Below are 23,252 nucleotides of genomic sequence, written 5' to 3'. Positions count from 1 at the left end.
GAAAGGAAGAGCATGGGCAAGCAAAAACTGCTGGTCATCGAAGACGATCCCGGCCTGCAAAAGCAGCTGCACTGGAGTTTTGACGGCTACGAGGTGCTGCTGGCGGGCGAGCGCGAGGCGGCGCTGGCGCTGGTGCGGCGCCACCAGCCGGCCGTCGTGACGATGGACCTGGGCTTGCCGCCCGACCCGGACGGCGCCACGGAGGGGCTGGCCACCCTGCAGCAGATCCTGGCGCTGGCGCCGGACACGAAAGTCATCATCCTGTCGGGCAACCAGGATCGCGCGCATGCCTTGAAGGCCATTGCGCTGGGCGCCTACGATTTCCACCAGAAACCGTTCGACGCCGACATGCTGGGCCTCGTCATCGCCCGCGCCTTCTACCTGCACGCCATGCAGCAGGAAAACCGCCGCATGCTGCAGACGCAGGCCGATTCGCCGCTGGCCGGCATCGTCAGCCGCGACCCAGGCATGCTGAAACTGTGCCGCAGCGTGGAAAAAGTGGCGCCCTCGTCGGCCAGCGTGATGCTGCTGGGCGACTCGGGCAGCGGCAAGGAGCTGATCGCGCGGGGCCTGCATGCGCTGTCGAGCCGCAATGCGCAGCGTTTCGTCGCCATCAATTGCGCGGCCATCCCCGAAAACCTGCTGGAAAGCGAGCTGTTCGGCTATGAACGGGGCGCGTTTACGGGCGCGGCGCGGCAGACGCTGGGCAAGATCGAGCTGGCCCACGGCGGCACCTTCTTTCTCGATGAAATCGGCGACATGCCGATGGCGCTGCAGGCGAAACTGCTGCGCTTTCTGCAGGAAAGGGTCATCGAACGCGTGGGCGGGCGGGGCGAGATCGCCGTCGACGTGCGCATCGTCTGCGCCACGCACCAGGATCTGAAAGTGCTGGCGGAACAGGGGCGTTTCCGTGAAGACCTGTATTACCGCCTCAGCGAAATCGTGCTGCGCATCCCGCCGCTGCGCGAGCGGGCCGGCGACGCGGCCTTGCTGGCCCACCATTTCAAGAACAAGTTCTGCGCCAGCGAAGGGCGGGGCAGCCTGCATTTCAGCGCCGGCGCGCTGCAGCTGATCGAAAGCCATGGCTGGCCCGGCAATGTGCGCGAAGTGGAAAACTGCATCAAACGGGCCGTCATCATGTGCGACGGCCCGCAGATCGCCGCCGACGACCTGGGCTTGCCCGCCAGCGCCCAGGCGGCGCCCCAGGATGAACCGCTGAACCTGCGCCAGGCCCGCGAAGCGGCCGAATACAAGGTCATGGTGCGGGCGCTGGCGCGGGCCGACGGCAATATCGCCCGCGCGGCCGAACTGCTGGGCGTGAGCCGGCCCACCCTGTACGACCTGATGGGGCACCACGGCATCAAGTAGGGGCCGGGTATTGATGTGTATCAAATATCAAGATTGTGTAAGGCGTCGCACATACGCTGGCGCCGTCCCGGTGCATCCTAGCCTCATCAACAACGAGGAGGCGCCATGAATGCGATCAGTTTATTAATGCAGGACCACAAGGCCGTGAAGGCCCTGTTTGCCCAATATGAGGGCTTGAGCGACCGCTCCTTTGCAACGAAGAAAAAGCTGGCCGACCAGATCTGCCAGGAACTGACCGTGCACACGCAGCTGGAAGAGGAAATCTTCTATCCGGCCGTGCGCCGCCCCATCCACGACGGCGACCTGATGGATGAAGCCCTCGTCGAGCACGCGAGCGCCAAGGAGCTGATCGCGCAGATCGAAGCGATGGACCCGGCCGACGACCTGTACGACGCCAAGGTCAAGGTCCTGTCCGAGCAGATCGAGCACCACGTGGGCGAAGAGGAGGGCGACATGTTTCCCAAGGTGCGGCAGACGGGCGTCGACCTCGAGGCGCTGGGCCGGGAAATGGCCGCGCGCAAGGAACAGCTGACGGGCGTCGCCGCCTGAAGCGCCAATAAAATCATCAATCAAGGGAGTATTCCATGCAAGCTACGCAATTGTCCGAGTCGGACCTGAATCACCCGGGCGTGTCCTGGGGCGCCGTGCTGGCCGGCGCGGCGGCCGCCGCCGCCCTGTCCTTCATCCTGCTGATCCTCGGCGTGGGACTGGGCCTGTCGTCCGTGTCGCCATGGTCGTTCAACGCGACTGCCATCGGCGTGTCGACCATCGCCTGGCTGGCCTTCATGCAGCTGGCCGCGTCCGGCATCGGCGGCTACATGGCCGGCCGGCTGCGCGTGAAATGGAGCGCCGTGCATACGGATGAAGTGCATTTCCGCGATACGGCGCACGGCTTGCTGGCCTGGGCCGTGGCGACCCTGCTCACCGTCGGCCTGCTGGCCGGCGGCACGCGCGCCGTGCTCAGCGGCGCCATCGATGCGGGCAGCGGCGTGGCCGCTGCGGTAAGCCCGGTCGCGGCGGCTGGTGCCGGGGCTGCGGGCGCCAGGGCGGGCGAGGGCGGCGGCGCCAATCCGCTCGATTATTTCTCGGACATGCTGCTGCGCGCCGCGCCAGCCCCGGCTGCCAGCGCGGCGCCGGCGGCCACGGAGGCGGGCGTCACGCTGGCCGACCAGCGCATGGAAATCGGCAAGATCTTCGCCACTAGCCTGTCGACGGGCAGCCTGGCCGCCGATGACCGCGCCTACCTGGGCCAGGTCGTGGCCAGCCGCACGGGCTTGACGCAAGCCGAAGCGGAAGCGCGCGTCGATGCCGTCTACGGCCGCGCCGCCAAGGCTGCCGCCGACGCCAAGGCCGCGGCCCGGCAAGCGGCCGAAACGGCCCGCAAGGCGGGCGCCCACACGGCACTGTGGATGTTCGTCGCCTTGCTGCTGGGGGCTTTCGTTGCCAGCCTGGCGGCAACGTTCGGCGGCCGCCAGCGCGACCACGAGCGCGTGCTGCGCCACGTGACCATTTAAAGCCCCCATTCAATTAAGGAGTCTGCCATGCGTTCCATCCTCTTGCTCTTGCTGGGCATTCCGCTGCCCATCGTCATACTGATCGCCCTGTTCGTCCGCTAAGCGGGCCAACAAAACCGGCGCCCGCTGCAAGGTGGGCGCCGGTTTTTGCGTGAAAGCGGCCGCATGTGTAAGATGGCGCCATCTTTCCACCGAGACCATCCATGAACGTGACTGCCGCCCGTCCCTTGCTGAAAACCGCCGCCATCGCCGCCATCGCCTGCACGATGCTGGCTTCGTGTTCCACCCTGATCGGTCCGCGCGACGTGAATGTGTCACTGAGCAAGATGCAGCAAGGCCTGGAGCGCCGTTTTCCCATCGACAAGCGCGTGCTGTCCGTGCTGGACGTCAGGCTGACGCATCCGCAACTGTCCTTGCAGCCCGAGCGCGAACGGGTGGCCCTGAGCGTGGACGCCAGCGTCATGCCGCCGTTCATCCGCCAGACCTGGCGCGGCAGCCTGGCCATGTCGGGCCGCCTCGTGCTCGATCCCCAGCGCAATGCCGTCTACCTGAGCGAAGCGAGCGTGGACAAGGTGGGCATCGACGGCATGGACGAAGCGCAGCAGCGCCAGTTCGCCAAGGTGGCCAGCCTGGTGGCCGACCAGCTCATGCATGAAACGCCCATCTACACCTTCAAGCCCGACGAATTGCGCTATGCGGGCGTGCAATTCGTGCCCACGCAGATCAGGACTACCAGCAATGGCTTGACGGTGACGTTCGAGCCGGTGAAGTAGGCTAGGGCTGGCACGCGGGCGCGGTGATCTGCGTGGCCGTGTTGTTGCGCGGCGTCGCCTCTTCGTGGAACAGGTCCGCCAGGTATTCGCATAGCGCATCGGCGCTGATATCGTCGGGAACGATGAAATCGGCGGGCCGGCGCTTGCCTTCCGCGCCCAGGTAGAAGGCGCGCCAGGCGCCCGGAATGCCGCAGATGGCGATCAGGGTGCCGAAAATGTTGAACCGCAATTCCTGCATCTGGCTGCTCCAGTACGAAAGAGGACTGCATGGATTGGGGACGTGGCCTTCGCCGAAGAGGGGCGGCGGCCTTGGATTGCCCCGGCATTTCTTGGATATTTATTGTGCTATAGTAACATTTACTTATCTTGGGATGGTCGATGATGCATATCAACACGGCAGGAATCCGGTCCGGGGCGCTCTCTGGCGCTGAAGGCAATAAAACGTCATCGGACAAGGCGCCGGCAACGCAGGCGCCAGCCGCCGCGGGCGCCGTGGCGGACGAGGTCGTGATCTCGACCCTGGCCGGGCGTTTGTCGGCGGCAGAGAAAGCCACCAGCGCCACCATCCGGGGCTACGACCACGCCACGCTGGGTGCCTGGGTGAATGACAATACCACCGACATCCTGTATCCGCTGGACGCCGAACACAAGACGGCCGCCGCAAAGCAGCTGCCGCAGCCGAATGACGCGGCCTCGGCAAAGTCGGCCGCCGCCGCCACCGCTTATGTCGATAACAAGGGGCCCAATCCGTTTGCGGGCTTGTCGCGCGACCAATTGTCCGCCATCACGAACGATGACAGCGGGACCTTTACCATCAACGAGCGCCGCGCCGCCTTTACGCAGGCCTACGATGAAGAGCAGGCCTGGCGCACTCAAGTCGTGGCGCAAGCCATGCAGGAATACAATACCACCGGCAAGATGACCAATTTCTTCAAATCCGTGCTGGGGCATTTCAATGCACTGCCGCAACTGGAACAGGCGCAATACCCTGACAATTATGCGAGCGGCCTGGAAGACAAGATCAAGCTCGATTTTAACTACTTCAATCACGCGGCCGGCGATGGCCCGCCTACGCCGGGTTCGCTGGCGGACATGCAGAAAAATCAGGATAAGAAGGCCCTGGATCTGTTTGATTTGCTGATTCGCTGATCGCTGGAATTGTTCAACTGTCATTGTTGCCCGCAGGCAGGCCGACTATAATCCGGCCTCCCATGCCTGGACACAGCATGTTCCCCAACATGAAGTTAAAACAATTAAAGGAATCTTCGTGAAACGTTCACTCATCAGCGCCGCCTGCTGCGCCTTGTTCGCCTTCTCCTCGCCCTCGCTGTATGCCCAGCACGGCGCTACCGCGCCTGTTTCCGGCATCGACCTGAAAACCCTGGACCCGGCCGTCAGCCCCAAGGATGATTTCTACGGCTACGTCAACGGCGTGTGGACCCGCAATACGCAAATCCCGGCCGACAAGTCCGTCTGGGGCACGTATATCGAATTGCGCGAAATCGCGCAGGGCCAGCTGCGCGGCCTGATCGACGCCACCGTCAAGAACCCCGGCAAGCCCGGCAGCGAAGCGCACAAGATCGCCGACCTGTACACGAGCTTCATGAACGAGAAGGCGCGCGATGCGGCCGGCTTCAAGCCCTTGAAGACCGAGTTGGCCCGCGTCGCCAGCGTGAAAGACAAGAAGGACTTGCCGGCCCTGTTTGCTTATTTGCAAGGCAATGGCATCCAGACGCCGTTTTCCGCCTATGTGGCGCCCGATGCGCAAGACCCCGAGCGCTACACGGTCAACATCAGCCAGTCCGGCCTGGGCTTGCCCGACCGCGACTACTACCTGAAGGAGGACGACGCCAAGCTGCAAGCCGTGCGCGCCAAGTACCTCAAGCATATCGAAACCATGCTGGCCATGAGCGGCGACAAGGCCGCGGCAGAACACGCGGCGCAGATCCTCGACATCGAAACGCGCCTGGCGGCCGTGCAGTGGACGCGCGTGCAGATGCGCGACCCCGTCAAATCGTATAACCGCGTCGATTTCGACAAGTTCGCGGCGCTGGCGCCCGCCTTCGACTGGAAAGCCTACTTTGCCGCCGCCGGCCTGGCGAAAAAGGAAAGCTCGGCCGTGGTACGCCAGCCCAGCTTCATGACAGGATTCTCCGAGACCGTGGCCGCCGTGCCGCTGGCATCGTGGAAGAGCTACCTGAACTGGCGCATCATCGAAAGCTATGCTTCCTACCTGGACAGCGCCACCGTCAAGGAGCGTTTCGCCTTCGACGGCACGGTGCTGCGCGGCGTGCCGCAAAGCGAACCGCAGTGGCAGCTGGCGCTGCGCTTCACGGATAACGCCATCAGCGACGCCGTCGGCAAGCGCTACGTGGAAATGTATCTGCCGCCGGAAACGAAGCCGCGCGTGATGGCCATGTTCGACAATTTCGTCGCCTCGTTCAAGGATGGCATCGAACAGCTGGACTGGATGGGCCCGGAAACCAAGAAGGAAGCCCAGCTCAAGCTGGCCGCCCTGAAACCGAAGATCGCCTACCCGGATACCTGGCGCGACTACAGCAGCATGCAGACGCAGCCGAACGACCTGATCGCCAACGTGCGCGCCTCGCGCGCCTGGAGCCGCCAGCAGAACCTGGCCAAGCTGGGCAAGCCCGTCGACCGCGACGAATGGTCGATGACGCCGCAAACCGTCAACGCCAGCTACAGCCCGGCGCTGAACGCAATCACGATCCCGGCCGCGATCTTGCAGCCGCCATTCTTCAACGTGAAGGCGGAAGACGCCGTCAACTACGGCTTGCTGGGCATTACCTTCGGCCATGAGATCAGCCACGCCTTCGACGATTCGGGCAGCCAGTACGATGCCAAGGGCCGCCTGCGCAACTGGTGGACGGCGCAGGACCGCGCCGCCTTCAAGGCGCTGGCAGCCGGCCTCGTCAAGCAGTACGGCGCCTACAGCCCCGTGCCGGGCTACCACATCAATGGCGAACTGACTTTGGGCGAAAACATCGGCGACAATTCCGGCCTGTCGATCACCTACAAGGCCTACCAGCGTTCGCTGGGCGGCAAGCCGTCGCCCGTCATCGACGGCTTGACGGGCGAACAGCGCCTGTACATCGGCTTTGCGCAGAAGTGGCGCGCGAAACTGCGTCCGGAAGCGGCCATCGCGCAGATCAAGAGCGACCCGCATTCGCCGGGCGAATTCCGCGCCAAGGGCACGGTCAAGAACCAGCCCGGCTTCTACGAGGCCTTCGACATCAAGCCGGGCGACCCCATGTACCTGCCGCCCGAGCAGCGCGTGATCATGTGGTAAGCATGCCCGGCTAGCCAAGGGCCGCGCCGGGGACTATTCCTTGGCGTGGTTCAGCGTGTAGCGGGGCAGTTCGACCGTCAGGTCTTCCTTGCCGGGGCGGGCCTGGCACGACAGGCGCGACTGGGGCTGCAAGCCCCAGGCCTGGTCGAGCATGTCTTCTTCATTGTCGCCCAGCGCATTGAGCGAGTCGAAACCGCGCACCACGACCACGTGGCAGGTCGAGCAGGCGCCCACCTGGCCGCATGCATGTTCGATGTCGATGTGATTGCGCAGCAAGGCGTCGCAAATGCTCATGCCTTCCGGCGCGTCGATGACGGCGCCGTCGGGAGCCAGTTCGGGATGGGGCAGGATGGTGATGGTGGGCATGCGGGATACTCCTTGGTTCGTGGTGAATGCCGCTACCTTGAACCTTCCCGCCTGGTGAAGGTCAAGCGCAGTTTGCGCCTGACCTGGGACATGCCGCGCCTACAGCTTCGATGCCGGATGGTCCGCGAGCGGGACAAATTGGCCGGTCGATTCGTCGAGCGCGTCGAGCGAGCCGTTTTCGATGTCGTACACCCAGCCATGCAGGGTCAGGCGCTTTTGCGTGATGGCCAGGGCCACCGAAGGGTGGGTGCGGATATTGTTGAGCTGGGCCACGACGTTGGCGCGCACCATGCCGTCGATGCGCTCCTGTTCCGTGGCGTGCTCGACGGATTCATTGATCATGCGCGCCGCATCCGCGTGGCGCAGCCAGCTCTTGACGGCGGGCATGTGTTCGAGGCAAGTGCAGGTGGCGATGGCTTTCATGGCGCCGCAGTCGGAATGGCCGCAAATGACGATGTCCGTCACTTGCAGGGCCGCCACGGCAAATTCGACGGAGGCGCTCACGCCGCCCGGCTCCGGGCCGAACGAGGGCACGATATTGCCCGCGTTGCGGATCACGAACAGTTCGCCGGGTTCGCGCTGCGTCACCAGTTCCGGCACCATGCGGCTGTCGGAACACGAGATGAACAAGGCCTTCGGCGTCTGGCCCGTGGCCAGCGTCTTGAACAGTTCTCGGCGTTCAGGAAAAACTTCCTTCTGGAAACGTAGAAATCCGGCAATGATGTCGCGCATAAATAAAGAAGAGAGTGGTGGAAGCCCGTATTATCGCCGATTTGGCGCCGCTGCTGCTTGCGGCGCGCCAAGGCAGCGGTCTAGATGCGCGAGCAATTGCAGAAACACGCGCTTATCGGCTATCTGATTCATCGTGTTGCTCACGAAAACATCGCCGGCGGCCGCTGCCAGGGCGCCGCGGGCCTGCGCGCAGGCGGCATGCAGTTGCGCGCGGTCAAGCTCAGTCAGCGCCGCGGCGATGCCTTCACGCGTGAAATCGAAGGCATCCATGCCGCAACAGCCGGCCACGCAATGGGTTTCCAGGCGGCAGATCAGCGGCCACAGTTCCCCCAGCAAGCCATCGATGTCGACGGCCTGCTCATAGCGGCCGTCAAGGTCGATGAATTCGATCCAGGCGTCGTCGCCGATGCGGATATCGTACTGGCGGTCTCGTTCGGTCATTTCTTCAGATTCTCCCGGTCAGTGGCATCGCATGATAAAAAAACCGCCCGGAGGCGGCTTTTGCAATGCGGTGCAAGCAAGGTGCTTAAATAAAATAGATCAGCGCGATGATGCCGACCACCAGCGCCACGCGGGTGACCTGGTAGGCCGTCTTGTTCCACGCCTTGAAGCGCCGGCGGTACTGGCCCATGGTCCAGGAAATCTGGAACAGCTTGCTCACGCCGCCCACCTGGTCGCCCAGTTCGTTGGGCGAGGCGGCGGCCGTCATCAGGGTGCGGCCCAGCCAGCGGTTCAGCGCCTGCGCCCAGCGGTAGCGCATCGGCCGTTCGATGTCGCAGAACAGGATGATGCGGTCGCTGTCGGCGTCGTTGCGGGCCCAGTGGATATACGTTTCATCGAACATCACGGCCTGGCCGTCGCGCCAGCTGTGGCGTTCGCCATCGACGTCGATGAAGCAGCGGTCGTCGTTCGGCGTCTGCAAGCCGAGGTGGTAGCGCAGGGAGCCGGCGAACGGGTCGCGGTGCGGGTTGAGCTTGCCGCCTTGCGGCAGTTCCGCGAACATGGCCGCCTTGATCGACGGTATCGATTGCAGCAGCGCATAGGTTTGCGGGCACATCTGCTGCGCCGACGGGTGGTTCGCGTCATACCATTTCAGGTAGAAACGCTTCCAGCCATACTTGAAGAAGGAATTGAAGCCCACGTCATTGTTCTTTTCAGCCGCCTTGATCTTTTTCATTTCCTGCATGCGCAGCGCCTCGTCGCGGATGACCTGCCAGTTCTGCTGCAGCGGCGCCAGTTCCGGGAATTGCTCGACGGAAAGGTAGGGCGTGGCCGGCACCCTGGAAAAGGTGTGCATGAACAGGTTCAGCGGCGCCATGAACGAGGAATGATCGAAGATCTGCCGGCGGAACGGCAGGCGCACCTTGCCCCGAAAATGAATATGTAAAACAGAAAACACAAAAATGCCCAGCAAGGCCCACTTCATACACAACCTCGTTTTTTAAGAATGGGGCAATTATAACCAGTTAATGCCACCGCCACCCCGTGCCTGGGTGAAGGAAAGATGAAGGGGCGCGCGGGGCGGCACTGGCCTACAATGGCTTTATTTCACCACCTATATGGGGTCACAATGGAAATCTGGCACGCACCGCTCGACCTGGCCGCCCTCAACGCCGCCAGCGAGGGCACGGCCATGCGCCACCTGGGCATTACCTTCACGGCCTTCGGCCCAGACTGGATCGAGGCGACCATGCCCGTCGACCACCGCACCATGCAGCCTTTTAGACTGCTGCATGGCGGCGCTTCCGTCTTGCTGGCCGAAACCCTGGGCAGCATGGCCTCGAATGCCTGCCTGGACAGCCGCCGCCACGTGAGCGTGGGCCAGGAAATCAACGCCAATCACCTGCGCAGCGTGCGCGGGGGCCACGTGACGGGGCGCGCCACGCCCATCCACCGTGGCCGCGGCAGCCAGGTCTGGGAAATCCGCATCGTCGACGAGCAGGGCAAGCTGTGCTGCATCTCGCGCATCACCATGGCCGTCATCGACGCCCCGGGCGCGGGCGGACACGGCACTTCTTGATTTGCATCAAGGCATTAAAAGTGAGCGCGTGGAATCATCCACAACGCTGTTCGCATATAATCCAGTGCGCTCTTGTACCGCGTGGCGATTGTTCGCGCGTACACATTGCCCGGAATAGAAGCTGACTGCCCAAAAAACGCCAGTCGGAGACCCATCCCGCACCATGCGGGAAAGGCAAGACGACGGCGAGCAGATCGCCGGTGTCCGGCAAGCCCTGGCGGGGCTTGCCTGGCGTAAGCGGCAACAATCAACTTTATACAGGGCAATAAAAACAATGATGTCATTCAATCGTCTGACGATAGGCGCGCGCCTGAGCGCAGGCTTTGCCGCGCTGGTCATCCTCATGCTGGTGCTGGCCGCGTTCGCGCTGCTGCGCATGGGCGCCATCGCCGACGCCATGGGCGCGCAGGACAAGGTACAGCAGGAAAAGCTCGAACCGCTGTACGTGGCGCGCGAAGCGCTCGACCAGACGGGCCTGGCGGCCCGCAACGCCTACATCTTCCGCGACCAGGCCGCCGCCGAGAAGGAACTGGCCATCCTCGACAGCCAGAAGGCGCTGTACCTGGAAGCGCTGGCGAAACTGGCGCCGAAGTTCGCCGGCGACGCGCAATTCGAGAAAGTCAGCACGGGCCTGAAAGCCATGGCGCAGGAGCTGCAGCGTCCGCGCCAGTTCCGCGCGGCGGGGCAGATGGAGCAGTACGCCACCTTCCTCGTCGACGAATGCAGTCCCCTGCGGCGCCAGATCGTCGCCGACATCGACACCGTGCTGAAAACCGTGCAGCAGGAATCGGACCAGGCCAGCATGGCCGCGCGCGGCATCTACGGCCAGTCGCTGCGCTGGATCGGCGTGCTGGCCGCGCTCAGCGTGCTCATTTGTATTGCGGTCGCCACCGTCATCACGCGGGGCCTGCTGCGCCAGCTGGGCGGCGAACCGGCGTATGCGGCCGCCATCGCGGGCCGCATCGCCCAGGGCGAGCTGGCCATCGACGTGCACACGCGCGACGGCGACGACAGCAGTTTATTGTTCGCCATCAAGACCATGCGCGATAACCTGGCCGCCATCGTCGGCAAGGTGCGCCACGGCACGGAAAGCATCGCCACGGCATCGACCGAGATCGCTTCCGGCAACCGCGACCTGTCGCAGCGCACGGAGCAGCAGGCCGGCTCGCTGGAAGAAGTGGCCTCGTCGATGGAAGAACTGATTTCCACCGTGCGCCAGAATGCGGACAACGCGCAGCAGGCCAACCGCCTGGCGCGCGAGGCGTCCGCCGTGTCGGAGCAGGGCGGCAAGGCCGTGGCCGAAGTGGTGCACACCATGGGCCTGATCAACGCCTCGTCGAACAAGATCGTCGACATCATCGGCGTGATCGACAGCATCGCCTTCCAGACGAATATCCTGGCCCTGAACGCGGCCGTGGAAGCGGCGCGCGCGGGCGAGCAGGGCAGGGGCTTTGCCGTGGTGGCGACGGAAGTGCGCAACCTGGCGCAGAGGTCCAGCGCCGCCGCGCGCGAAATCAAGGCCCTGATCGACGATTCCGTCAGCAAGGTGGGCACGGGCACGGTGCTCGTCGAACAGGCGGGCGCCACCATGCACGAGGTGGTGGCCGGCATCGGCCGAGTGACGGGCATCATGGCCGAGATCAGCCATGCCACGCAGGAGCAGGGGGCCGGCATCGAGCAGGTCAACCGCGCCATCGTCGACATGGACCGCGTGACCCAGCAGAACGCGGCCCTGGTCGAGCAGGCCGCCGCCGCCGCGCACGAATTGCAGCAGCAGGCGGCCCAGCTGGAGCAGGAAGTGGGGATTTTCAAGCTGGCCAGGCCGGCCAACGGCCCCTTGCGGCTGGCGGCCTGACGCCGCCGCGCCGGGAGGGCGCGGCGCGCCCTGCGCCGCGCCGCGCGCCAAGCGCCATATTCCGCGCTACAATGAGAGCTGGACCACCGCCAGGACATCTCATGCAAGTGCGCAGCAGCAACGATGTTTCCAACCCGGAAGACGCCGACAAGCCGGCGCCGCCCGTGCTGCACCTGGCCTTGGCCGGCCTCGGCTGGGGCTTGCTCACCTGCGTGCTGTGCTTTGCCATCCTCATCGTCACCAAATGGCTGCTGCCGCCCGAATACTGGGGCGCGCACACGGGCCTGGCCAAGTTCAAGCGCGAAATGTCCGTCCCGCTGCTGGTGTTCTGGGTGGTGATCTATTCACCGATCCTGGAAACCTTCCTCGGCCAGCTGCTGCCGCTGGAAATCCTCAGGCGCCTGGGCGCCACGTGCCAGCTGAGCGTCTTCATCGGCGCCATCCTGTGGGCCATCGTGCATTTCATCAGCGGCGGCCTGCTGCACGCCATCGTCGCGCTCGGTTCCGGCGCCATGTTCAGCTTTGTCTACCTGCGCTACCGCGAGCCGGGCGTGGCCGTTGCCTATGCGACAACAACCTTTTCCCGCGCCTGCAACAATATCGCCATCCTGGTGGCCGTGTTTTACGGTCTCGACACCTGAGCAACGCGCTGCATCTGGCTTGTCACCGTCACTGCCCATGCAGTGACGCGGCGATGGCGCGGCCGCAAATAGGTTTACATTCAGGCACATTTCGTTTTCAATGGCCGGATAGGCCATGGAATAATCCATGCCTGTGCAATGGACGCGCTGCCGGTGAAAATTTATCTTCTTGCGAATATTATGAAAAACCTGCTTGTTTTGCTGTTCCTGGCCTCGAATGCATACATAGTGCGGGCGGAAGAAACAACGCATGTTTATATCGATAATGGAGAATTGAACTACGCCGGGAATATTACCCAGGCGGGTAACAAGGAGATATTCGGATTATTTGACGCTCTGGACAAGAAACCGCTGGTGCTGGCGATACGCAGCAAGGGCGGCAGCACCGACGCCGGCATCGCGCTGGGCACCTGGGTCCATCAGCAAGGTCTTGTGGTGAAGGTGCTGGAGTATTGTTTTTCCTCCTGTGCCAATTATGTGTTCACGGCCGCGCCCAGGAAAATCGTCAGCAGCTTTGCCGTCATCGGCTATCACGGCGGACTGAGCAGCGGTCATTTCGGCGTTGATGCGGAGCAGGAAGCCAGGTTCGCGGCAATGCCTGCGGCGCAACAAGCGGTCGCACGCAAACTCTTTGATGATTCAGTCAGACAAATGGTGGAATTGAAAGAGCGTGAAGAGCGGACGTTCTTTGCGCTGGTAAAAGTCAATCAGGAAATCACCACCGTGGGGCAAGCACCCCAGTACACGCAGCGTTATGGCAGTGACGATCGCATTCTCGGTTGGACTTTTACCGCGGACGGTTTTGAAAAACGGGGCGTAGCGAATATCCGCGTGCTGAATGCTCCCTGGCAGCCCAAATTCATTAATTCAAATTTTTCCGTATTTGTGATCGATTAATTTGCCTGTCACGGTAATTGTTTGCGCCGCTGCAAGGCTGTCATCCCGCGCGCCGTGACGTCGCCCGATTGGCTATGATAGTCGGCCGGCTTTCCCGTGCGGGAAGGGTGTTGTAATCAACCAAGGGAGACATCATGCACAGCGTACAAAAGATTACCCCATGTTTATGGTTCAACGGCAATGCCGAGGCGGCGGCCCGGTTTTATACGGAAATATTTCCCAATTCAAAGATCGGCCAGATCCTGCGCTACGGCGAGGAAGGCAAGGAAATCCACGGCCAGGAGCCGGGCAGCGTGCTGACGGTGGCCTTCGAACTCGATGGCCAGACGTTTACGGGCTTGAACGGCGGGCCGCAATTCCAGTTTTCCGAGGCCATCTCGTTCCAGGTCAATTGCGAAACCCAGGATGAGGTCGACCACTACTGGAACCAGCTGTCCCGGGGCGGACCGCCGGAAGCGCAGCAATGCAGCTGGCTCAAGGACCAGTTCGGGGTATCGTGGCAAATCGTGCCCACCCTCATGATCAAGCTGCTGACGGACCCCGACCCCGTCAAGGCGCAGCGCGTGATGAAAGCCATGATGGGCATGAAAAAGATCGACATCGCGCAAATCAAGCGGGCGTACGCGGGCTAGCCTGCCGCGTGGGGCAGGGGGCGCACGGCAGCGGCGCGCCCTGTCCAAGATGGCCGGCATTTGCTATAGTTCCGGCCATCTTTCCATTGCCAGACTGACCCTGCCCATGACTATCCGCACCAGCAGCACCATCGCGCCGCGCACTTTCGGCACGCCCCTGTCTTCCACCGCCATCAAGGTCATGCTGCTGGGTTCCGGCGAACTGGGCAAGGAAGTGATCATCGCGCTGCAGCGCCTGGGCGTGGAAGTGATTGCCGTCGACCGCTATCCGAACGCGCCGGGCCACCCGGTGGCGCACCGCTCGCACGTGATCGACATGAGCGACGGCGTGGCCCTGGCGGCCCTGATCGCGCTGGAAAAGCCGGACCTGATCGTGCCGGAAATCGAAGCCATCGCCACCGATACCCTGGCCGCGCTGGAAGCGGCGGGCCAGATCACCTGCATCCCGAACGCGCGCGCGGCCGTGTTGACGATGAACCGCGAAGGCATCCGCACCCTGGCCGCCGAAACGCTCGGCGTGGCGACTTCTCCCTACCGCTTCGCCAGCAGCCTGCAGGAGCTGCAGCTGGCGTGCCAGCAGATCGGCTTCCCGTGCGTCGTGAAACCCGTGATGTCGTCGTCGGGCAAGGGCCAGTCCAAGCTCGATAGCGCCGCTGACGTGGAGACGGCGTGGGCGTATGCGGCCAGCGGCGGCCGTGTCGATACGGGCCGGGTCATCGTCGAAGGCTTCATCGACTTCGATTATGAAATCACCCTGCTGACCGTGCGCGCCGTCGGCGCCTCGGGACAGATCGAAACGCAGTTCTGCGAGCCGATCGGCCACCTGCAGGTGCACGGCGACTACGTCGAATCGTGGCAGCCGGCCCGCATGGCGCCATTGGCGCTGGAGCGCGCGCGCGACATCGCGCGCAAGGTGACGGACAACCTGGGCGGCCTGGGCCTGTTCGGCGTGGAGCTGTTCGTCAAGGGCGACATGGTGTGGTTCTCGGAAGTGAGCCCCCGTCCGCACGACACGGGCATGGTCACCATGGCCAGCCAGGTGCAGAGCGAATTCGAGCTGCACGCGAAAGCCATCCTCGGCTTGCCCGTCAACGTGGCGCTGCGCTCGCCCGGCGCCTCGGCCGTCATCTACGGCCAGCTGGAAGCGAAAGGCATCGCCTTCGAAGGCGTGGCCGATGCCCTGAGCGTGCCGGGCGCGGACCTGCGCCTGTTCGGCAAGCCGGAATCGTTCGCCCGCCGCCGCATGGGCGTGGCGCTGGCCACGGCCGACGATATCGACACGGCGCGCGCGCGCGCGGTGCTGGCCGCGTCCAAGGTCAGGCCGGTGGCGAAATAGTGGCAGCGGCGCACGCCTGCCTGCCGCTGGCCGATGCGGGCGGCGACGACATCAAGCGCAAGCTGCGCGGCCACATCGCGCGGCGCAACCTGGCGGGAGCCGCCAACGACTGCAAGTGGAACGAGCTGCTGGCCTTCATGCGCGGGCGCACCGACTGGGTGCCGTCCTACCGCTACGGCTCCGTGTCGGGCTACGTCTCGCGCTGGGACACGGAATGGGACTACCACCCGCCGTTCCCCTTCCTGGGCGTGGAGTGGCTGGACATCAGCCTGCACTCGGAAGAACACGTGGCCATGCTGCTGCCGAAGAAAATCATCGACCATGGCGTGTGGATCGTGCCGGAGCTTGAACGCATCGGCTTTGATTTCGAGGTGCGCGACCGGGTCGCGCGCATCTGGGGCTATCTGCCCCGTAATTATCACGATTTTCCTCCTGCTGATTGACACCCGACCAACCCTGCCGCGCGTCGGTATAGGCGGCCTGCGATGCTCACCGTACCAGAGTACGGCTGCGCTTCTTGGCCACCTGTCCCGTCCGCTCGCTACGGTTTTGTCAGGTGTCGTAAATAATGGATTGATAACATGCCTGAAAACGATATTCCACAGGTACCGCAGCCGGACGACGCCGTCGTCGGCAAGGAAGCGGGCGCGCAGATGCTGTCCACGGCCTGCGCCGCGCGCGACGCCTTTTATGCCACCCTGGGCACGGCAGACGCCGACGTGCTGGCGCCGCTGGTCAATCCGGCCTTCATGGGAGGCCCCCGCTGGCCGTCGCTGCGCCAGGCCTGGCGCGTGATCCGCCGCGCCGATACCATCCTCATCGCCAGCGACGGCTTGAGCGATCCGTTCGAGGATGACGACGACGTGTTCGTGCCGCGCGGCCACCTGCTGGAAGTGTGCATCGAGGCGCCGCTGGCCGCCTTCGACGGCCAGCCCTTGCAGGCATCGTGGCTGTTCGACGTGATCTACCAGGTCAGCCAGAACGTGGCCGACCATGGCTCCATCGATCTGCTGGTGCAGCGCCACGGCAGCGTGTCGATGGTGCTGGACGTGCGCGATGCCCCGGCCGGCCTCGAAGACCAGGACGAACAGGTGGGCGTGCTGCTGTCCCAGGGCACGGCCACGATACCGCCATCCTTCGCCACGCCATACGGCGAAGTGATGCTGCTGACGGTGACCGTGCTGCAGCCCGCCGAACTGGCGCACATCGGCGCGGCCGCCGACAAGGCGCAGTCGCGGCGCGACCTGGCTGCCGCGCTGGCCGCCTCGCCGACGGCGCATTGGAGCGTGGCTCAGCGGCCGGCCGTCATTCCCCGCTAGGTTCTTCGACGGGCGGCACGGCCGGTTCTTCTGTTTTCGGCGCTTCCTTCGCTTCAACGACGGCCGGTGCCGGCGGCGGTTCTTTCCACTTGCCCGCCGCCTTCAGCTTGTTCTTCAGCCCCGGCAGGGGAAAACCCAGCGCATAGGCTTTTTGCGCGTGCGCGCTGGCCTTCTCGTATTCCTTCTTTTTTACGTACATCAAACCCAGGTTGTACTGGATGGTGGCCTGGTCCGGCGCCATGCGGCTGGCTGCGTCCAGCTGTTCCAGCGCCGGCCCGTCCTGGCCCATGGCCAGCAGGTAGTTGCCGAACACCATGCGCGCCGTCACGTCCTGCGGCGCGTAGGCGATGGCGCGCTCGAAAAAGCAGCTGACCGTGTAGCGGGCGCCGGGCGGCTGCGCGCTTTTCAGGCGCAGGCCCAGCTTCGCCATCGAGGCCAGGGCCCGGTGGTGGTTCGGATAGTGTTCCAGCGTGTAGCCGATGTCGGCGCCCAGGCTGCCCGTCATGCCCTGCGTGAGCGTTTCCACGGCCCGCGAAAAGTGGAATTTCTCGACCACGGACAGGCCTTCGCGGTCTTGCGCGCTCGTATAGTCGCCGCCCGGCGTGCCCTTGACGTAGGGCGGGCAGTCGGCCGCCGCCAGGGCGCGGCCGCAGCCGGCGGCCAGGGTGCAGGCAAGTATCAGGCGTTTCATGCTGTTCTCCTGTGGCTGACCAGGTCCAGCAAGTCGGCCAGGGCGTTGCTGCGGGCCTGCCGCGATTGCAGGGCGATGGCCGTGGGGCTGGCCAGCGGCGCCCGGCCCTGGCGGGCCAGCTCCAAAAAACGCAGCAGTGCGCGCGCGCAGTCGCCGCTGGACGCCAGTTGGCCGATGGTGTCGATGCCGCAGTGGCGCAGCTTGGCCGCGCTGTCGCCCGCCAGGTCGGTCAGCGCCAGCACGGGACGGCGGCAGCGCAGGTATTCATACAGCTTGGCGGGGATCTGCGCGTTGCAGTTGGCCGCCTGCAGCAGCAGCAGGCCGTCTGCGCCCTGCATTTCCCGCAGCGCCGCGCCGCGCGGCTGCAGCGGCTCCAGGCGCACCAGATCCCCGATGCCGTATTTTGCCAGCAGGCCCGCCAGCCACGCGTCGTGGCCCGTGGCGCGCAGCACCAGCTGGAAGGTGGCGGAGGACAGTTCGCCGTCGCGGCGCAGGCGGGCCAGCGCCTCGAACAGGGGCTGCGGGTCGCGCTCGGACGGGTAGATCACGCCGCTGTGCAGCAGCAGGAAGCGCCGGCGGTGGCCGCGCGGCCCGTGCAGGCCGGCCGCGCCGAAACCGTCGTCATCGTAGCCGTTTTCGATCAGCGCAAAGCGTTCGGCCGCCACGTGGGACAGGCGCCGCCGGTGCGCTTCGACGGCGCCCGGCGTGGTGCAGACGATGGCCGCGCTGCGCGCCGCGATGCGCTGTTCGATCCACGCGTGCATGCGGTGCAGGCGCGGCTCGGGCGGATACGGCGCCAGCGGGTCGCTGTCGTCGAGCATGGGGTCGCGCAGGTCGGCGATCCACGGCAGGCCGCTGAGTTTTTGCAGGGTCAGCGCGATCAGGTGCGCCGTGGCGATCGGATACGTCGACCAGATGGCGTCTGGCCGGTAGGCGCGGATCATGCGCAGGCCGGCCGGCACGGCGCTCAGCCACCAGGAACTCCAGCGGTCGGGCAGGGCCAGGCAGCGCGGATAGCGCCCGGCGATGGCCAGGTGGCGCGCCGCGTCGAGCGCCAGGGTGCGCCGCACGGTGGATGGCGTCCGCTGCGCGTGGTCCTGCTGCGCATAGGCGAACGGGCGGGGACTGAGCACGAGCGGCTGCCAGCCGCATTCGGGCAGGTGGCGCGCAAAGCCGACGGTGCGCTCGATGCCGCTGCCGCCGGCCAGCGGCGGGAAATGGTAGGCCACCATCAGCACGCGGCGCGGACTGGTCACCATGCGGCGATCCAGTGCGCGCACAGCCGCTCGACTTCGCCGCGCCAGGTGGCGCTGGCGAAGGTGTGGTTGGCGCCCGCCACCTGCGCCTGCGTCCATTGCGCGCGCGCGGCCACGGCGCGCCAGGCAGGGTCGCCGTCGAGCAGGGCTTGCCACTCGCGCGCACCGAGGTCGTCGCCGCTGAGAATCAGCAGCACCTTGCCCTGGAACTGCGCCAGCGCCCGCAGCAGGGCCGGCGCGGGCGCGTCGGCAGGCTGCGGCGCGGCGCGGCGCGTGGCGGCCGCCACCTGGCGCAGCGAAGCGAGGCTGGCGCCCGGCCGCAGCCCGCCCGAGGCCAGCTTGCGCCAGAAAGCGCCCTGCAGCAGGCGCGGCAAATAATAGTGGCGCAGGGTGGCGCGGGCCAGGCCCGCCGCGCTGCGCACCCAGGGGTTGAGCAGGACCAGGCCGCAGACGCGGGGGTCTTGCGGCGCATGGCAGGCGGCGGCCGTGGCGCCGTCGCACAAGCCCCACAGCACCACTTCGCGCAGGGCCGGCACGGCGTCGAAGAATTGCGCCAGCGCGCCCGCGATGTCGGGAGCGGCGGCGCGGTAATCGCGCGCGCTGCCCTCGCTGTCGCCCATGCCGCGCAGGTCGAACCGCAGCACGGGCACGCCGCGCGCGGCCAGCGCCCGCGCCAGCAGGACGAACTGCCGGTGGCTGCCGACCCGGTACTGCGGCCCGCCTGTGACGATCAGCACGCCCCGCGGTCCGGGCGCGGCGGGCAGGCTGAGGATGCCGACCATGCGCGCCTGCGCCTCGGCATCGGCTTGCGCATCCGTCGGCAGGCTGCGCAAGCGCAGGGCCAGCTGGTGCACGGCGCGCGGGGCGGCACTGTCGCGTTTCATGGCGCCGTCCTTTCGTCGGCGAGCCAGTCGCGGCACAGTTCCCGCGTGGCGTCGAGCAGCTGCGGGCAGGCCAGCAGTTCGCCGCTGTGCCAGAACGGGCCGTCGCCGAAGGCGGCCAGGTGGACGGCGGCGCCGCGTTCGCGCCAGTGGCGCGCCAGCCGGGGCAGGGGCGCCGGTGCCTGCCCGGGAGGCTGGTAATCGAGCCAGTAGACGGGCGCGGACGGCGCGAGCGCCGCGCCGTCGACGCCGTCGATGGCGTGCGCCAGCGCGGGCGCCAGCAGGTAGCCCGCCACTTCCACGGGCTCGCCTTGCGCCAGCGCGGCGCGCGCCTGGCCCGGCGCTTCGGCTTCGGCGCCGGCCAGCATGCCGCTGGCCAGGCGCAGGCGCAGGAAGCGGTCGATGCAGCGGCGGCCGTCCAGCTCCGGCTGCCACAGCAGCAGCCGGGCCAGCGGCAGCGGCGCGCGGCCGGCGAAATCGAGGGCCAGCAGGGCGCCCAGGCGCAGCCCCCACAGAGTCAAGGGGCCGTCGACCCGCTGCGCCAGCCAGGCGCAGGCCAGGTGCAGGTCGTTGTGCCAGATCGGCCAGCGGGCCTCGCCGAAGTCGCCGCTGCTGTCGCCGCAGCCGTACAGGTCAATCTGCAGCACGCTGTAGCCGGCGGCGGCAAACGCGCGCGCCTGCGCGGCGGCCACGTGGCGACTCTTGTTCAGTTCTTCCGCCAATGGATGCACGTAGACGATGCCGCCGCGCGCGGGCCGGCCCGGCGGCGGCAGGTGCAGCAGGCAGTAGCGCTGGCCGCCGCTGGCGGGCATGAAGAACGGCAGCAGGGGCGGCGCCAAGGTGGCGGTATCGTTCATGGTCGCAGCTTGGCAAAGATGAAATCGTGCAGCGTGGCCACCGTGGTGAAGTGGCGCGCGTGGATATCCTCGTCGGCCACCTCGATGCCGAAATGCGCCTCCAGTGCGGCGATGACGCCGATGACGGCCATCGAATCGAGTTCCGGCAGGCTGCCCAGCAGCGGCGTGTGCGCTTCCAGCGCGCGCCCGTTCAGCCCCAGCGTGGTGTCGAGGATGTGCTTTACTGCTTCAAGATGCGGCATGTCAGCTCCAGGGAAGGGTAGTGGGGCAAGGGCGTCGTGTCGAAGGCCAGCAGCGGCACGTCGGCGCGATGGCGCGACAGGTGCAGATAGGGCGGCACGCTGGCGGCCATCCATTGCCAGCTGCCGCAGCAGATGAAGGTGGCCGTGCCCAGCGCGTGCGTGCCCAGGCGCGCATGGGCCGACAGCGAAGCGCGGTTGAAGCGCGAAATGCGGCTGCACGACCAGCGCACGCCCTGCGCGTGCAGCACGGCGTTGGCTTCTTCCCACAGGCGGGCGAAGACCAGGCCGCCGCGCTGCGCGGGATGCACCCACACGTCCAGGTCCCACGACGACTGGCGCGACGCGAGCGCATAGCGGGCGCGCACCTCGTCTTCCTCGCAGCCGTGGCGCAGCAGCCAGATCCAGCCGGCCATGCCGGCGGCCTGCCCGTCGCGCCCCGTGCGCGCCACCAGGCATTGCGCGCCCTGGCGGTAGCGCTCGCCCAGCACGCCGGGCCGGCGCAGGGGGCCGGGCGGCAAGTCCGCCTCCGCCATGCAGGGCGCGACCGTGATGGAGCGGCCGCGCCCGCCGCACAGCGAGCCGGGCGCCACGGCCTGCGCGACGAATTGATAACGATGTAGCGCGCAGCGCCCGCCCGGCACGCGTTCGAGCAGGCGGGCCACGGCCAGCCAGGCCGTGTCGCGCCAGCCCAGGCGGGCGACGCTGGCGGCCAGCCTTTGCGGCAGTAGGAAATGCGGGCGCAGGGACATGGATGAATGGATGGGGCGGCTATGCAGCCAATGTTGTCCATTAGAGCGCAGCGGCGCGTGCGGATCTTGCGCCTGCTCAAGCTGTGTTGCTGAAACTGTTAATTGATCAAAATCAAGACCGCCGTGGCCGTTTGTCTGAATCATAGGGGGATGCATGGCAATCATGGCAACCCGGGGGCGAGACGATGGCGACACTGATACACGAGTTGATCTTCGACACGGCGCGGCGCGCGCCCGATGCGCCGGCCCTGTCGTGGCAGGGCGAGGCGCTGGCCTATGGCGCGCTGGCGCAGTGCGTGCGCGATTGCGCCTGGGCCCTGCTGGCCCTGGGCCTGGCGCGCGGCGCGCGCGTGGCCGTCTACCTGGAAAAGCGCCCGGAAAACGTCAGCGCCATGTTCGGCGCGGCGGCGGCCGGCGGCGTCTTCGTGCCCGTCAACCCGCTGCTCAAGCCGGAGCAGGTTGCGTATATCCTGGCCGACTGCAATGTCGCCATCCTCGTCACCTCGCGCGAGCGGCTGGCGCAGCTGGGGCCGGCGCTGGCCGCCTGCCCGGACTTGCGCACGGTGCTGCTGACGGGCGAGCGGGGCCTGGACGCCAGCCTGGACGGGATGCGCCTGCTGTCCTGGGCCGATGCGCTGGACCTGGGCGCCAGCGCGCAGCGGACGCCGCACGCGGTGATCGACACGGACATGGCGGCCATCCTCTACACCTCGGGCAGCACGGGGCGGCCGAAAGGCGTGGTGCTGTCCCACCGCAACATGCTGGCCGGCGCGTTCAGCGTCTCGGGCTACCTGCGCAACACGCCGCAGGACCGCATCCTGTGCGTGCTGCCCCTCAGTTTTGACTACGGCCTGAGCCAGCTGACGACGGCGTTCGCCAGCGGCGCCTGCGCCGTGCTGATGAATTACTTGCTGCTGCGCGACATCGTCGAAGCCGTGGAACAGGAAGCCATCACGGGCCTGGCCGCCGTGCCGCCCCTGTGGGTGCAGCTGTCGCAGCTGAGCTGGCCCCTGTCGACGCCCTTGCGCTACATCACCAATTCGGGCGGCGTGATGCCGCGCGCCACGCTCGCCAAGCTGCGCCTGTCGCTGCCGCGCACGCAGGTCTTCCTCATGTATGGCCTGACGGAAGCGTTCCGCTCCACCTATCTGGCGCCGGAACAGCTGGAGCGCCGTCCCGATTCCATCGGACTAGCCATCCCGAACGCGGAAGTGCTGGTGCTGCGTCCCGACGGCAGCGTCTGCGACGCCGACGAGCCGGGCGAACTCGTGCACCGGGGCGCGCTGGTGGCGCTCGGCTACTGGAACGATGCGGCGCGCACGGCCGAGCGCTTCAAGCCCTTGCCGCCGCAGGCCAGCGGCCTGGTGCTGCCGGAACTGGCCGTCTGGTCGGGCGACACCGTGCGCCGCGATGCGGACGGCTATCTGTACTTCGTCGGCCGCAGCGACGACATGATCAAGACTTCGGGCTACCGGGTCAGCCCGGCCGAGGTCGAGGAAGTCGTGCATGCGAGCGGCCTGGTGGGCGAGGCGGCCGCGCTGGGCGTGCCGCACCCCGTGCTGGGCCAGGCCATCGCCTTGCTCGTCACGCCCGCGCCGGGCGTGGAATTGCTGCGCGACAGCGTGCTGGCTGCCTGCCGCGCCCGCCTGCCGGCCTACATGGTGCCGCTGTGGATCGAGGTGCGGGCGGATGCCTTGCCGCGCAATCCGAACGGCAAGATCGACCGCCCCTTGCTGGCGCGGGAACTGGCGCAAGCCCATGCTGTCCAACCAGGAGCATCGACATGAACGGTCCCGGCCTGCAGTCTCCCGCC

Annotated in this window: 26 protein-coding genes; 16 read left to right on the top strand and 10 right to left on the bottom strand. The window is 66.1% G+C overall.

Annotation, left to right across the window (positions count from 1 at the left end; translation table 11 throughout):
* Positions 1 to 12 precede the first annotated feature (12 nt).
* The 4 genes from prsR to BXA07_RS15255 all read left to right on the top strand — a co-directional run bounded on the left by prsR (position 13) and on the right by BXA07_RS15255 (position 3,655).
* Positions 13 to 1,368, top strand: coding sequence for a PEP-CTERM-box response regulator transcription factor (prsR, locus tag BXA07_RS15275; RefSeq protein WP_076568769.1), 1,356 nt, complete (start codon positions 13 to 15; stop codon positions 1,366 to 1,368).
* A 105-nt stretch (positions 1,369 to 1,473) separates the two neighbouring features.
* Positions 1,474 to 1,917: a hemerythrin domain-containing protein gene (locus BXA07_RS15270; RefSeq protein WP_076568768.1), complete on the top strand. Its 444-nt coding sequence runs from the start codon at positions 1,474 to 1,476 to the stop codon at positions 1,915 to 1,917.
* 35 nt (positions 1,918 to 1,952) lie between these two features.
* The gene (locus tag BXA07_RS15265) at positions 1,953 to 2,882 is read left to right on the top strand and encodes a hypothetical protein (RefSeq protein ID WP_076568767.1); all 930 of its coding nucleotides are present in this window, start codon (positions 1,953 to 1,955) and stop codon (positions 2,880 to 2,882) included.
* A gap of 203 nt (positions 2,883 to 3,085) precedes the next feature.
* Positions 3,086 to 3,655, top strand: a complete 570-nt coding sequence (locus tag BXA07_RS15255) for a DUF1439 domain-containing protein (protein WP_076568765.1) — start codon at positions 3,086 to 3,088, stop codon at positions 3,653 to 3,655.
* Between the two features lies 1 nt (position 3,656).
* Here BXA07_RS15255 and BXA07_RS15250 read toward each other — a convergent pair whose 3' ends face one another.
* Complete coding sequence (locus BXA07_RS15250; RefSeq protein WP_076568764.1) at positions 3,657 to 3,893, bottom strand: DUF7661 family protein; 237 nt, start codon at positions 3,891 to 3,893, stop codon at positions 3,657 to 3,659.
* Between the two features lie 140 nt (positions 3,894 to 4,033).
* On the opposite strand from BXA07_RS15250, the gene BXA07_RS15245 reads away from it, so the two are divergent.
* Both BXA07_RS15245 and BXA07_RS15240 read left to right on the top strand, forming a co-directional pair.
* On the top strand, positions 4,034 to 4,804 hold the full coding sequence (locus tag BXA07_RS15245; protein ID WP_083708294.1) for a hypothetical protein: 771 nt from the start codon (positions 4,034 to 4,036) through the stop codon (positions 4,802 to 4,804).
* Positions 4,805 to 4,922: 118 nt separating this feature from the next.
* A complete protein-coding gene (locus BXA07_RS15240) occupies positions 4,923 to 6,965 on the top strand; it encodes a M13 family metallopeptidase (RefSeq protein WP_076568763.1) in 2,043 nt (680 codons plus the stop codon).
* Between the two features lie 33 nt (positions 6,966 to 6,998).
* Here BXA07_RS15240 and fdx read toward each other — a convergent pair whose 3' ends face one another.
* On the bottom strand, positions 6,999 to 7,331 hold the full coding sequence (gene fdx / locus BXA07_RS15235; protein WP_076568762.1) for an ISC system 2Fe-2S type ferredoxin: 333 nt from the start codon (positions 7,329 to 7,331) through the stop codon (positions 6,999 to 7,001).
* A gap of 99 nt (positions 7,332 to 7,430) precedes the next feature.
* Positions 7,431 to 8,063, bottom strand: coding sequence for a carbonic anhydrase (locus BXA07_RS15230; RefSeq protein WP_076568761.1), 633 nt, complete (start codon positions 8,061 to 8,063; stop codon positions 7,431 to 7,433).
* 84 nt (positions 8,064 to 8,147) lie between these two features.
* On the opposite strand from BXA07_RS15230, the gene BXA07_RS30205 reads away from it, so the two are divergent.
* Positions 8,148 to 8,597 carry a hypothetical protein gene (locus tag BXA07_RS30205; protein ID WP_139335593.1) on the top strand — a complete coding sequence of 150 codons (450 nt, stop codon included), beginning with the start codon at positions 8,148 to 8,150 and terminating at the stop codon, positions 8,595 to 8,597.
* Here BXA07_RS30205 and lpxO read toward each other — a convergent pair.
* Positions 8,590 to 9,489, bottom strand: a complete 900-nt coding sequence (lpxO, locus tag BXA07_RS15220) for a lipid A hydroxylase LpxO (RefSeq protein ID WP_076568759.1) — start codon at positions 9,487 to 9,489, stop codon at positions 8,590 to 8,592. The two genes, BXA07_RS30205 and lpxO, sit on opposite strands and share 8 nt — an antisense overlap.
* Positions 9,490 to 9,633: 144 nt before the next feature.
* Here lpxO and BXA07_RS15215 point away from each other — a divergent pair, with 144 nt between their 5' ends.
* The 8 genes from BXA07_RS15215 (at position 9,634) to BXA07_RS15180 (ending at position 16,763) form a co-directional block, all read left to right on the top strand.
* Positions 9,634 to 10,083, top strand: coding sequence for a hotdog fold thioesterase (locus tag BXA07_RS15215; RefSeq protein WP_076568758.1), 450 nt, complete (start codon positions 9,634 to 9,636; stop codon positions 10,081 to 10,083).
* Positions 10,084 to 10,357: 274 nt separating this feature from the next.
* A complete protein-coding gene (locus tag BXA07_RS15210) occupies positions 10,358 to 11,938 on the top strand; it encodes a methyl-accepting chemotaxis protein (protein ID WP_076568757.1) in 1,581 nt (526 codons plus the stop codon).
* A gap of 101 nt (positions 11,939 to 12,039) precedes the next feature.
* Positions 12,040 to 12,579, top strand: coding sequence for a hypothetical protein (locus BXA07_RS15205; protein ID WP_076568756.1), 540 nt, complete (start codon positions 12,040 to 12,042; stop codon positions 12,577 to 12,579).
* A 138-nt stretch (positions 12,580 to 12,717) separates the two neighbouring features.
* The gene (locus tag BXA07_RS15200) at positions 12,718 to 13,476 is read left to right on the top strand and encodes a hypothetical protein (protein ID WP_139335592.1); all 759 of its coding nucleotides are present in this window, start codon (positions 12,718 to 12,720) and stop codon (positions 13,474 to 13,476) included.
* Between the two features lie 131 nt (positions 13,477 to 13,607).
* A complete protein-coding gene (locus tag BXA07_RS15195; protein ID WP_212592323.1) occupies positions 13,608 to 14,108 on the top strand; it encodes a VOC family protein in 501 nt (166 codons plus the stop codon).
* 106 nt (positions 14,109 to 14,214) lie between these two features.
* Positions 14,215 to 15,444 carry a formate-dependent phosphoribosylglycinamide formyltransferase gene (gene purT, locus BXA07_RS15190; protein WP_076568753.1) on the top strand — a complete coding sequence of 410 codons (1,230 nt, stop codon included), beginning with the start codon at positions 14,215 to 14,217 and terminating at the stop codon, positions 15,442 to 15,444.
* Positions 15,444 to 15,887, top strand: coding sequence for a DUF6678 family protein (locus BXA07_RS15185; protein WP_244556290.1), 444 nt, complete (start codon positions 15,444 to 15,446; stop codon positions 15,885 to 15,887). Before purT ends, BXA07_RS15185 begins: the two co-directional genes overlap by 1 nt.
* Positions 15,888 to 16,025: 138 nt before the next feature.
* On the top strand, positions 16,026 to 16,763 hold the full coding sequence (locus BXA07_RS15180) for a hypothetical protein (protein WP_076568752.1): 738 nt from the start codon (positions 16,026 to 16,028) through the stop codon (positions 16,761 to 16,763).
* Here BXA07_RS15180 and BXA07_RS15175 read toward each other — a convergent pair.
* Genes BXA07_RS15175 through BXA07_RS15150 form a run of 6 tightly spaced genes read right to left on the bottom strand, consistent with a single transcriptional unit; the run spans position 16,750 to position 21,439 of the window.
* Positions 16,750 to 17,454, bottom strand: a complete 705-nt coding sequence (locus tag BXA07_RS15175) for an ABC transporter permease (RefSeq protein WP_212592313.1) — start codon at positions 17,452 to 17,454, stop codon at positions 16,750 to 16,752. The genes BXA07_RS15180 and BXA07_RS15175 overlap by 14 nt on opposite strands.
* A complete protein-coding gene (locus tag BXA07_RS15170) occupies positions 17,451 to 18,713 on the bottom strand; it encodes a glycosyltransferase (RefSeq protein ID WP_244556289.1) in 1,263 nt (420 codons plus the stop codon). The genes BXA07_RS15175 and BXA07_RS15170 overlap by 4 nt, the downstream gene beginning before the upstream one ends.
* Positions 18,707 to 19,594, bottom strand: coding sequence for a hydrolase 1, exosortase A system-associated (locus BXA07_RS15165; RefSeq protein ID WP_083708292.1), 888 nt, complete (start codon positions 19,592 to 19,594; stop codon positions 18,707 to 18,709). The genes BXA07_RS15170 and BXA07_RS15165 overlap by 7 nt, the downstream gene beginning before the upstream one ends.
* Positions 19,591 to 20,448 carry a hydrolase 2, exosortase A system-associated gene (locus BXA07_RS15160; RefSeq protein ID WP_076568751.1) on the bottom strand — a complete coding sequence of 286 codons (858 nt, stop codon included), beginning with the start codon at positions 20,446 to 20,448 and terminating at the stop codon, positions 19,591 to 19,593. The genes BXA07_RS15165 and BXA07_RS15160 overlap by 4 nt, the downstream gene beginning before the upstream one ends.
* On the bottom strand, positions 20,445 to 20,690 hold the full coding sequence (locus BXA07_RS15155) for an acyl carrier protein (RefSeq protein WP_076568750.1): 246 nt from the start codon (positions 20,688 to 20,690) through the stop codon (positions 20,445 to 20,447). Before BXA07_RS15155 ends, BXA07_RS15160 begins: the two co-directional genes overlap by 4 nt.
* Positions 20,669 to 21,439 (bottom strand): GNAT family N-acetyltransferase, encoded by a 771-nt coding sequence (locus BXA07_RS15150; protein ID WP_076568749.1) that lies wholly within the window; start codon positions 21,437 to 21,439, stop codon positions 20,669 to 20,671. Before BXA07_RS15150 ends, BXA07_RS15155 begins: the two co-directional genes overlap by 22 nt.
* Before the next feature lie 185 nt (positions 21,440 to 21,624).
* On the opposite strand from BXA07_RS15150, the gene BXA07_RS15145 reads away from it, so the two are divergent.
* Positions 21,625 to 23,226, top strand: a complete 1,602-nt coding sequence (locus tag BXA07_RS15145) for an acyl-CoA ligase (AMP-forming), exosortase A system-associated (protein WP_076568748.1) — start codon at positions 21,625 to 21,627, stop codon at positions 23,224 to 23,226.
* Positions 23,227 to 23,252: the final 26 nt, after the last annotated feature.

The sequence above is a fragment of the Janthinobacterium sp. TND4EL3 genome (genome assembly GCF_900156175.1).
GTDB lineage: Bacteria > Pseudomonadota > Gammaproteobacteria > Burkholderiales > Burkholderiaceae_D > Janthinobacterium.
The sequence above is the reverse complement of the archived record's forward strand: the minus strand, read 5'-3'. Positions and strand labels throughout refer to the sequence as shown.

Bases quoted from the DNA above. Each gene is read 5' to 3' on its own strand.
- prsR (WP_076568769.1), top strand. From the start codon at position 13: ATGGGCAAGCAAAAACTGCTGGTCATCGAAGACGATCCCGGCCTGCAA.
- BXA07_RS15270 (WP_076568768.1), top strand. From the start codon at position 1,474: ATGAATGCGATCAGTTTATTAATGCAGGACCACAAGGCCGTGAAGGCC.
- BXA07_RS15265 (WP_076568767.1), top strand. From the start codon at position 1,953: ATGCAAGCTACGCAATTGTCCGAGTCGGACCTGAATCACCCGGGCGTG.
- BXA07_RS15255 (WP_076568765.1), top strand. From the start codon at position 3,086: ATGAACGTGACTGCCGCCCGTCCCTTGCTGAAAACCGCCGCCATCGCC.
- BXA07_RS15250 (WP_076568764.1), bottom strand. From the start codon at position 3,893: ATGCAGGAATTGCGGTTCAACATTTTCGGCACCCTGATCGCCATCTGC.
- BXA07_RS15245 (WP_083708294.1), top strand. From the start codon at position 4,034: ATGATGCATATCAACACGGCAGGAATCCGGTCCGGGGCGCTCTCTGGC.
- fdx (WP_076568762.1), bottom strand. From the start codon at position 7,331: ATGCCCACCATCACCATCCTGCCCCATCCCGAACTGGCTCCCGACGGC.
- BXA07_RS15230 (WP_076568761.1), bottom strand. From the start codon at position 8,063: ATGCGCGACATCATTGCCGGATTTCTACGTTTCCAGAAGGAAGTTTTT.
- BXA07_RS30205 (WP_139335593.1), top strand. From the start codon at position 8,148: ATGCGCGAGCAATTGCAGAAACACGCGCTTATCGGCTATCTGATTCAT.
- lpxO (WP_076568759.1), bottom strand. From the start codon at position 9,489: ATGAAGTGGGCCTTGCTGGGCATTTTTGTGTTTTCTGTTTTACATATT.
- BXA07_RS15215 (WP_076568758.1), top strand. From the start codon at position 9,634: ATGGAAATCTGGCACGCACCGCTCGACCTGGCCGCCCTCAACGCCGCC.
- BXA07_RS15210 (WP_076568757.1), top strand. From the start codon at position 10,358: ATGATGTCATTCAATCGTCTGACGATAGGCGCGCGCCTGAGCGCAGGC.
- BXA07_RS15205 (WP_076568756.1), top strand. From the start codon at position 12,040: ATGCAAGTGCGCAGCAGCAACGATGTTTCCAACCCGGAAGACGCCGAC.
- BXA07_RS15200 (WP_139335592.1), top strand. From the start codon at position 12,718: ATGGACGCGCTGCCGGTGAAAATTTATCTTCTTGCGAATATTATGAAA.
- purT (WP_076568753.1), top strand. From the start codon at position 14,215: ATGACTATCCGCACCAGCAGCACCATCGCGCCGCGCACTTTCGGCACG.
- BXA07_RS15180 (WP_076568752.1), top strand. From the start codon at position 16,026: ATGCCTGAAAACGATATTCCACAGGTACCGCAGCCGGACGACGCCGTC.
- BXA07_RS15175 (WP_212592313.1), bottom strand. From the start codon at position 17,454: ATGAAACGCCTGATACTTGCCTGCACCCTGGCCGCCGGCTGCGGCCGC.
- BXA07_RS15170 (WP_244556289.1), bottom strand. From the start codon at position 18,713: ATGGTGACCAGTCCGCGCCGCGTGCTGATGGTGGCCTACCATTTCCCG.
- BXA07_RS15165 (WP_083708292.1), bottom strand. From the start codon at position 19,594: ATGAAACGCGACAGTGCCGCCCCGCGCGCCGTGCACCAGCTGGCCCTG.
- BXA07_RS15160 (WP_076568751.1), bottom strand. From the start codon at position 20,448: ATGAACGATACCGCCACCTTGGCGCCGCCCCTGCTGCCGTTCTTCATG.
- BXA07_RS15155 (WP_076568750.1), bottom strand. From the start codon at position 20,690: ATGCCGCATCTTGAAGCAGTAAAGCACATCCTCGACACCACGCTGGGG.
- BXA07_RS15150 (WP_076568749.1), bottom strand. From the start codon at position 21,439: ATGTCCCTGCGCCCGCATTTCCTACTGCCGCAAAGGCTGGCCGCCAGC.
- BXA07_RS15145 (WP_076568748.1), top strand. From the start codon at position 21,625: ATGGCGACACTGATACACGAGTTGATCTTCGACACGGCGCGGCGCGCG.